Below are 9959 nucleotides of genomic sequence, written 5' to 3'. Positions count from 1 at the left end.
ACGGTGGTCAATGCGTATGGTCCGACGGAGGCGACGGTCAACTGCACGGATTTCCGGATCGAGCCGGGTGAGGTGGTGGGGTCGGGTCCGGTGCCGATCGGGCGTCCGTTTTGGAACACCCGGGCGTATGTGCTGGATGGGGGGCTGCGGCCGGTTCCGCCGGGTGTGGCGGGTGAGTTGTATGTGGCGGGTGTGGTGCTGGCGCGGGGGTATCACGGGCGTGCGGGGTTGACGGCGGAGCGGTTCGTGGCGGATCCGTATGGGCCTGCGGGTGCGCGGATGTATCGGACGGGGGATGTGGCTCGTTGGCGTGCTGATGGTCAGCTGGTGTTTGTGGGCCGGGTGGATGACCAGGTCAAGGTGCGGGGTTTCCGGATCGAGCTGGGTGAGATCCAGGCGGTGTTGATGTCTCATCCGGGTGTCGTGCAGGCGGCGGTGATCGTGCGGGAGGACCGTCCGGGGGATCGGCGTCTGACCGCGTACGTTGTCGGCACCGCTGCGGACGTGCACGACCTGCGCGCTCACGCGGCCGCGCAACTGCCGGCGTACATGGTGCCGTCCGCGTTCGTCGTCCTGGACGCGCTGCCGCTGACCCCGAACGGCAAGCTGGACCGGCGGGCCCTGCCCGCCCCCGAGTTGGAGACGGCAGCGGGCCGCGCCCCCCGCACCCCCGGGGAGGAGGTGCTCTCCTCCCTGTTCGCGGAGGTGCTGGGTGTCGAGAGCGTCACCATCGACGACGACTTCTTCCGGCTGGGCGGTCACTCCCTGCTCGCCACCAAACTCGTCAGCCGCATCCGCACCGTCCTGGGCGCGGAACTGCCCATCCGGCAGCTCTTCGAGACCCCCACCATCGCCGGCGTCACCGCAGCGCTGGAAGAGGACGCGGTCCCGCAACGGCGTCCCGGTGTCACGGCCGGAGCCAGACCGGACCGCATCCCCGTGTCGTACGCCCAGCAGCGGCTGCGCTTCCTGAGTCTGCTGGAGGACGGCAGCACCGCCTACAACGCGCCGGGCGCGTTGCGGCTGACGGGACCGCTGGACCGGGAGGCGCTGCGGCGGGCGCTGGCGGACGTGGTCGGACGGCACGAGAGTCTGCGCACCGTGTTCACCGAGGACGAGGACGGCTTCGCCCAGGTGATCCTTGAGCCCTCCGAGGTCGTCGTGGACCTCGACGTCGTCGCGGTGGACGAGGACCGGCTCGGCGACCGGCTGGTGGAGGCGGCACGGTACTCGTTCGACCTCGCCGTGGAACCGCCCGTGCGGGCCACGCTGTTCGAGGTCGGCGCCGACGAACACGTCCTGCTGTTGCTCCTGCACCACATCGCGGGGGACGGCTGGTCGATGCGACCGCTGGCCCGGGACCTGGCGACGGCGTACGCGGCCCGGGTGCGGGGCGCGGCTCCCCAGTGGGCTCCGTTGCCGGTGCAGTACGCCGACTACAGCCTCTGGCAGCGCGAGGTGCTCGGCTCCGAGGACGACCCGGACAGCGAGATCAGCCGCCAACTCGCCTACTGGACCGAGATGTTGGCGGGTCTGCCCGACCAGCTGGAACTGCCCTGCGACCGGCCGCGCAGTGAGGTGGTGACGCAACGCGGCGGGCAGGTGGGTCTGCGGCTGCCCGCCGAACTCCACGAGGCCCTCACCGAGGTGGCCCGCACGACCCGTTCCAGCCTGTTCATGGTCCTACAGGCAGGGCTGGCCGCGCTGCTGACCCGGCTCGGGGCGGGCACCGACATCCCCATCGGCTCGCCGATCGCCGGCCGTACCGACGCGGCGGTGGAGGAACTGGTCGGGTTCTTCGCCAACACACTGGTGCTGCGGACCGACACCTCTGGCGATCCGACGCTCACCGAACTCGTGGAGCGGGTCCGGGCGCGCAGCCTCACGGCGTACGCGCATCAGGATCTGCCGTTCGAGCGGTTGGTGGAGGCGGTCAACCCGGAGCGCTCGCTGGCGCGGCATCCCCTGTTCCAGGTGTGCCTCACCCTGCACAACACGGACCCCCGGGCCACCGTCGCCGAGGTGGCGAAGCTGCCGGGGCTGGCGGTGGAACTGGAACAACTGCCCATTGAGGACACGAAGTTCGACCTCAACTGGGAACTGACGGAACGTTTCGACAGCGCGGGCCGGCCCGCCGGCGTCACCGGATCCCTGGAGTTCTCCGCGGAGCTGTTCGACCGGAGCACCGCCCGTTCCGTGGCCGACCGCTTCGTGCGCCTGCTGACCGCGTTGACGCGAGATGCCGACCGGACCATCGGGGCGGTCGACCTCCTGGACCCGGCCGAGCGCACGGTCGTGCTCGACGAGTGGAGCGACGCCACCCGGCCCGCGGTGGCCGCCGCCCTGGCCAGGGTGTCCCTGGTCGCAGCGGCGGAACGGGCTCGCGCCTACGTCCTCGACGACTCCCTGGGCCCGGTGCCGCCCGGCGTACCGGGCACCCTGTACGTGACGGGCCCCGGTCCGGCCGGGGAGCCCGCGGAACAGGAGCGGTGGTCGCCGTGTCCGTTCGCGCACGCGAGCTGGATGTACCGCACGGGACGGTCGGCCCGCTGGTCGGCCGACGGTGAACTGCGGCTCGTCGACGCCCTCGACGGCACGGAAGCCGCCGGGGCGGGCGTGTGGCCCGTGCGGTCCCGGGCCCCGCGCAGCCCGCGGGAGCAGATCCTGTGCACCGTCTTCGCCGAAATGCTCGGCGTCTCCTCGGTGGGCATCGACGACAACTTCTTCGACCGCGGCGGTCACTCGCTGTCCGCGGTGCGGCTTCTGAGCAGGATCCGCGCGGTGCTCGGCGTGGAGCTCTCCATCCGCCGGCTCTTCGAGGACCCCACCGTCGCCGGTGTCGTCGACGCCCTCGACGACGCCGAAGGCGCCCGCAGCCCAGTCACACCGGCGGCGCGACCGGCGCGGATCCCGCTGTCGTACGCGCAGCAGCGGCTGTGGTTCCTGAACCACCTGGAGGGCCCGAGCGCCACCTACAACATCCCGGTGGCGCTGCGGTTGAAGGGCGCGCTCGACCGTGCTGCCCTGCGGCAGGCGCTCACCGATGTCGTGGCACGGCACGAGTCGCTGCGCACGCTGTTCGCCGAAGACGCCGACGGGGCGCGCCAGATCGTCCTGCCCGCCGCACACGCGCTGCCGGAACTGACCGAGGTGGATGTGGCCCGCGGTGAGATGGAGGAGCGGGTGCGTGCCGCCGCGGCCCACCCGTTCGACCTGACCGCCGAACTGCCCGTCCGAGCCTGGCTGTTCTCGGCGCGCGACGGGGAACGCGTCCTGGTGCTGGTGGTGCACCACATCGCCGGCGACGGCTGGTCCATGGGCCCCCTGGCCCGCGACCTGTCCCTCGCCTACACCGCCCGCACCCGTGGCGAGGCCCCCGCCTGGACGCCGTTGCCCGTACAGTACGCCGACTACACGCTGTGGCAGCGCGAGGTGCTCGGCTCCGAGGACGACCCGGACAGCGAGATCTCCCGGCAACTCGCCCATTGGAAGCACGCGTTGGCCGATCTGCCGGAGGAGCTGGAGCTGCCCGTCGACCGGCCTCGCCCGCCCCGGCAGTCCCACCGTGGTGGCCGGGTGCCCTTCGAGGTGCCGGCGGCCCTGCACGCGCGGCTGACCGCCTTCGCCCGGCAGACCGGCACCAGTCTGTTCATGGTGACGCAGGCCGCCCTCGCCACCCTGCTGACCCGGCTCGGCGCGGGCACCGACATCCCCATCGGCTCTCCCGTCGCCGGCCGTACCGACGCCGCCGTGGAGGACCTCGTCGGGTTCTTCGTGAACACGCTGGTGCTGCGCACCGACACCTCGGGGGACCCGACGTTCACCGAACTCGTCGCGCGGGTCCGGGAGACCAACCTCGCCGCGTACGGGCACCAGGACGTGCCGTTCGAGCGGCTCGTCGAGGTGCTCAGCCCCACCCGGTCCCTGGCCCGCCACCCTCTCTTCCAGGTCCTGCTCGGTTTCGACAACAACCAGGAGGCTCTTGACGTCCTGCGCCTGCCGGGCCTCACCGTCGACGTCCGGGCACCGGAGACCGGCCGCGCCAAGTTCGACCTGGCGTTCTTCTTCGACGAACGCTACGGCCCGCACGGCGAACCCGAGGGGCTGCGCGCGGCCGTCGAGTACAACGCCGACCTGTTCGACAACGGCACCGCCCGGGAGTTCGCCGACCGGCTGCTGCGGGTGCTCGACGCAGTCGTCGCCGACCCCGGCCGGCCCATCGGTCGGCTCGACGTGATGGCGCCCGCCGAACGGTGGCGGGTACTGGAGGAGTGGAACCGCACCGCGCACGACGTGCCCGCGGACCCGGTCCCTGTGCTCTTCGAACGGCAGGTCGCCGCCGAGCCTCGGGCGACCGCACTGATCAGCGAGGACACGACCCTTTCGTACGCCGGGCTGAACGCCCGGGCCAACCGGCTGGCGCACCTGCTGGCCGCCTCGGGGGTGGGCGCTGAGGACGTGGTGGCGATCGCGCTGCCCCGCTCACCCGACCTGGTGGTCGCCCTGCTCGCAACCCTGAAGGCCGGGGCCGCCTACCTCACTCTCGACGTCACGGCCCCCGAGCAGCGGCTGCGCGCCGTCCTCAGCGACTGCGCGCCCCGGATCGTCGTGACCGACGCGGCGGTCCGTCCGACGCTGGGCGCCGCCCTGGCGGCGACCGTCGTGCTCGACGCCCCGGAGACGGTCCGGGCGCTCGCCGCCGCCCCGGACACCGACCTCACCGACGCCGACCGGGTGCGTCCCACGCACCGCGGGCACCCCGCCTACGTCGTCTACACCTCCGGCTCCACCGGTGCCCCCAAGGGGGTGGTGATGCCGATGAGTTCACTGGTCAACCTGCTCGCCTGGCACACCGGCACCTACAGCGGCGGCGTCGGCACCCGGACCGCGCAGTTCCTCGCCGTCTCCTTCGACTTCGCGGTGCAGGAGATCCTCCAGGCGCTCGTCGCCGGCAAGACTCTGGTGATCCCGGAGGAGCATGTCCGCCGTGACGCCTACGAGCTGGCCCGATGGATCACCCGGTACGGCATCAACGAGCTGTTCGCGCCGACGCTCGTGATCGACGCCGTGCTGGCCGCGGCCGCGGACACCGGCGAACGCCTCGACTCCCTCACCGATCTCTTCCAGGGCGGCGAACAGTTCCGGCTCAGCCACGAGCTGCGCGAGTTCTGCGCGAGCAGCTGGCGGCGGATGGCACACAACATCTACGGACCGGCAGAGACCCATGCCGCCACCACCGCGACGCTCCCCGACGACATCGACGAGTGGCCCTCCGCCGCCTCCATCGGCCAGCCCCTGTGGAACGCGTCGGTGTACGTGCTGGACCGCGCACTGAGCCCGGTGCCGCCCGGGGTACGCGGCGAGCTCTACATCGGCGGCGCCCAGCTGGCCCGCGGCTATCTCGGCCGCCCCGACCGGACGGCGGAACGCTTCGTCGCCTCGCCGTTCGGCCAGCCCGGCAGCCGGCTCTACCGCACCGGTGACATCGTGCGCTGGAACCACCGCGGCGAGCTGGAGTTCCTCGGCCGGGCGGACCACCAGGTCAAGATCGGTGGGTTCCGGGTCGAGCCCGGTGAGGTGGAGGCCGTGCTCGGCGACCACCCGGCCGTCGACACCGCGGTCGTCGTCACCCGGGAGGACCCGGACGCTCCGCTCCGGCTGGTGGCGTACGTCGTGCCGGAGAACCGGGGGCACCACGCCGACCTGGGCCGCTCGCTGCGGACCCACCTCGAACAGCAGCTGCCCCACTACATGGTCCCCTCCGCCGTGGTGGTCCTCGGCGAACTGCCCCTCACCGCCAACGGCAAGTTGGACCGGCGGGCTCTGCCGGCCCCCGACTTCGGCTCCGGTGCCGACCGGCGTGGACCGCGCACGGAGCGGGAGAAGGTGCTGTGCGGACTGTTCGCGGACGTTCTCGGGCTGTCCGAGGTCGGTGCCGATGACGGGTTCTTCGACCTGGGCGGCGACAGCATCATGTCGATCCAGCTGGTCAGCCGGGCACGGCGGGCCGGTCTGGAACTGTCGGTGCGGGACGTGTTCGAACAGCGGACCGTGGCGGCGCTCGCCGAGGTCGTCACGGAGACGAGCGGGGAGGCGGTCGAGGAACCGGGTGCCGGCATCGGGGACGTCCCCCTGACCCCGATCATGCACTGGCTGCTCGCCCGCACCGATGACCTCGACGGTTTCAACATGTCCGCCGTCCTGCGGGTGCCGGCCGCCCTCGACGCCGACGCCCTCACCGGGGCCCTACAGACTCTGCTCGACCACCACGACGCCCTGCGCGCCCGCCTCACGCCGGCCCCCGAACGGCGGCTGGAGGTCCGCGAAGCCGGAGCCGTCGACGCGAGCACCCTCGTCCGGCGCGTGGACGTCGCGGACGTCACGGGCGACGAACTCGACGCCCTGGTCACGAACGCGGGCACCGCCGCACGCGACCGGCTGCACCTGGCCGACGGACAGCTCGTACAGGCCGTGTGGTTCGACTGCGGCCGGGACACCCCCGGAATGCTGCTCCTGGTCATCCACCATCTGGTGGTCGACGGAGTCTCCTGGCGCGTCCTCATCCCCGACCTCGCCGAGGCGTACGAGGCGCTCGCCGCCGGACGGGAACCCCGGCTGCAGCCGGTGGGCACCTCGCTGCGCCGCTGGGCCGCAGGCCTGACGGAGGAAGCCGGCAAGGCCGCGTGGGTCGCCGACGCCGCCTGGTGGCAGGACGTCCTGCGCGCGGACGGGCCCCCGCTGGGCCGGCGCGCCCTGGACCCGGTTCAGGACACCCAGGCGACGGCCGGCCGGTTGACCCGCACCCTGTCGTCCGACGTCACCGAGGCCGTGCTCACCCGTGTCCCGGCGGCCTTCCACGCGGAGATCAACGACATCCTGCTGGCCGCGTTCACCCTCGCCTGGGCACGCTGGCGGCACGGCGGCCCGAGCGTGCTGCTGGACCTGGAGGGCCACGGCAGGGAGGAACACCTCGTCGACGGCGCCGATCTGTCCCGCACCGTCGGCTGGTTCACCAACCTCTACCCGGTGCGGCTCGACACCGGCGGCGCCGACCTGGCCGGGGCCTTCGGGGGCGGTCCGGCCGCCGGTGCCGTGGCCAAACGGGTCAAGGAGAACCTCAGGTCCGTCCCGGACAAGGGCATGGGCCACGGCCTGGTCCGTCACCTCAACCCGGCCACCGCGCCCGTCTTCGATGACCTGGCAGCGCCCCACGTGGCGTTCAACTATCTCGGCCGCTTCACCGCCGCCGCCGGAGACCGGGCCGCTGACTGGACCCCGGTCACCGGGGTCGACGCGGTCGCCGGGGACCCCCCGCACCTGCCGCTCGCCCACCCGCTGGAGCTCAACGCCCGCACCCACGACGGCCCGGACGGCTCCGAACTCGTCGCGTTCTGGACCTGGGCCGACGGAATCCTCGACGAAGCCGAGGTGCGCGAGCTGGCCGACCTGTGGTTCCAGGCGCTGAGCGCCCTGGTCACCCACTCCAAGAACCCGCACGCGGGCGGCCTCACCCCCTCCGACGTCTCGCTGTCCTCGATCGGACAGGACGAGATCGAGGCGTTCGAGGAGGAACTGAACGACCTGTTCGACGACGCCGACGAACTCGACGAACTCGACGAACTCGACGACGAGCCGCACGACTTCGAGAAGGAAGAAGAGGCCAGCAAGTGAGTCGCACCGCGCGGAAGATCGAGGACATCCTGCCACTGGCCCCGCTCCAGGAGGGCCTGCTCTTCCACAGCGTCTACGACGAGGGCGAACTCGACCCCTACGTCGTCCAGATGTCGTTCGACATCGGCGGCGCCCTGGACACCGCCGCTCTGCGGGCGGCCGCCGAGAAGCTGCTGGCCCGGCACGCCAACCTGCGGGTCGCCTTCCGCCAGCGCAAGAGCGGCGACTGGGCCCAACTGGTGATGCGGGATGTGCGGTTGCCCTGGAACGAACGGGACCTGACCGGCCTCCCGGAGGCCGAACGCGCCGACGCCGCCGCCCACCTGATCGCCGCCGAGCGCGCCACCCGCTTCGACGTGGCCCGGCCACCGTTGCTGCGCTTCACCCTGCTTCGGCTCGCCGCCGACCGGCACCGGCTCGTCCTGACCAACCATCACCTCCTGCTCGACGGCTGGTCCCTGCCCGTCCTCATGGGCGACCTCTTTGCGCTCTACGACGCCTCGGGCGACGACAGCGCCCTGCCCCGGGTCCGTCCGTACCGCGACTACCTCAAGTGGCTGGAGGAGCAGGACCGGGACGCCGCCCGCACCGCCTGGCGCGACACGTTCGCCGACCTCGTCGAGCCCACCCTCGTGGCCCCAGACGCCGACCGCGCCGCCGTGGCCGGCGCCGAGGTCCGGGCGGCCCTCTCCCAGGAGGACACCTCCGCCCTGACCGAGATGGCCCGCGGCCACGGGGTCACGCTCAACACCATGGTGCAGACCGCCTGGGCGATCGCCCTCGGCAAACACCTCGGACGCGAGGACATCGTCTTCGGCACCACCGTCTCCGGGCGCCCGCCGGAGCTCGACGGCGTCGAGCGCATGGTAGGTCTGTTCATCAACACGCTGCCCTCACGGATCAGGCTGCGGGCCGCGGAACCGCTCGCCGACCTCGTCGCCCGGGTCCAGCACGAACAGGCCGCCCTCACTCCCCACCAGCACCTGGGCCTCGCCGAGATCCAGCGCGTCGCCGGACACGGTGAACTCTTCGACACCTCCATGGTGTTCCAGAACTATCCGGTCAACCGGTCCGGCACCGCAGGCACCGGCATCGGCGCCGCCATCAGCCTGGCTCCCGGCAAGAACCGCGAGGCCACCCACTACCCGCTGCTGCTGATCGCCTCCGCCCGCGACACCATGACCTTCCGGCTCAGCCACCGGCCCGACGTCTTCGACGAGGCTGCCGCCCAGCGAATCCTGGACCGCTTCGTCCGCGTGCTGCGCGCCATCGTCGCCGACCCGGACCAGCCCGTCGGACGCCTCGACGTGCTCACCGAGGAGGAACGGGACCGCGTCCTCGGCGCGTGGAACGACACCGCGCACGAGGTCGCCGACACCTCGGTCCTCGACCTCTTCCGCGCTCAAGCAGCCCGCACCCCGCACGCCCCCGCGGTCACCAGCGGCGGCCGGACCCTTTCGTACGCCGATCTTGACACCCGTTCCAACCGCCTCGCCCAGGCACTCGCCGACCGGGGCGCGGCCCCCGAGCGGTTCGTGGCCATCGCGCTGCCCCGGGACTGTGACACGGTCGTCGCGCTGCTCGCCACCCTCAAGACGGGCGCAGCCTACCTGCCCCTGGATCCCGACCACCCGACCGACCGCATCGCGTTCATGCTCGCCGACACCCGGCCGGCGCTCCTTCTCACCACCCGAGCACTTGACTCCCGGATTCCCGCCTGCGAGGCACCGAGGCTCCTTCTCGACGACCCGGCCCTCGCGGCCGACCTCGCCGCCCGTCCCGACACCGCCCCGGCGACGACACCGCTTCCCGCCAACCCGGCGTACGTCATCTACACCTCGGGTTCCACCGGGCGTCCCAAGGGCGTGGTGATCGAGCACCGGTCGCTCGGTGCCTATCTGCAGTGGGCCCGGCACGCCTACCCGGAGATGACCGGGACCTCGCTGCTGCACTCGCCGATCTCGTTCGACCTCACCGTCACGGCCCTCTACACCACGCTCGTCTCCGGCGGCCTGGTGCACGTCGCCGACCTCGACGAGCGGGCGGCCGAGGGGCCCGAGGCCACCTTCCTCAAGGGCACACCCAGCGTCCTCGCCCTGCTGGAGGCACTGCCCACCGGGGCCTCACCGAGCCGGCTGATCATGCTCGGCGGGGAACTCCTCCTCGGGGAGGTCGCCGACCGCTGGCGGGCCCGCCGCCCCGACGCCGCCGTCCTCAATGTGTACGGAGCCACCGAGGCCACCGTCAACAGCGTTCAGTACCGCATCCCCGCCGGAGCACCCGCCCCC

2 protein-coding genes are annotated in these 9959 nt (G+C 72.2%); both read left to right on the top strand.

Annotated features, from left to right (window positions below; translation table 11 throughout):
* Positions 1-7671: non-ribosomal peptide synthetase (locus GRC12_RS36925; RefSeq protein ID WP_208784501.1), on the top strand; the 7671-nt coding region annotated here is incomplete at its 5' end.
* Positions 7668-9959 (top strand): condensation domain-containing protein (locus GRC12_RS36920; RefSeq protein ID WP_208784500.1); only part of this gene is annotated, 2292 nt, incomplete at its 3' end. The genes GRC12_RS36925 and GRC12_RS36920, both read left to right, overlap by 4 nt.

This window comes from Streptomyces griseorubiginosus (assembly GCF_017614965.1).
GTDB lineage: Bacteria > Actinomycetota > Actinomycetes > Streptomycetales > Streptomycetaceae > Streptomyces > Streptomyces griseorubiginosus_B.
This window is presented reverse-complemented; position numbering and strand designations above follow the sequence as displayed.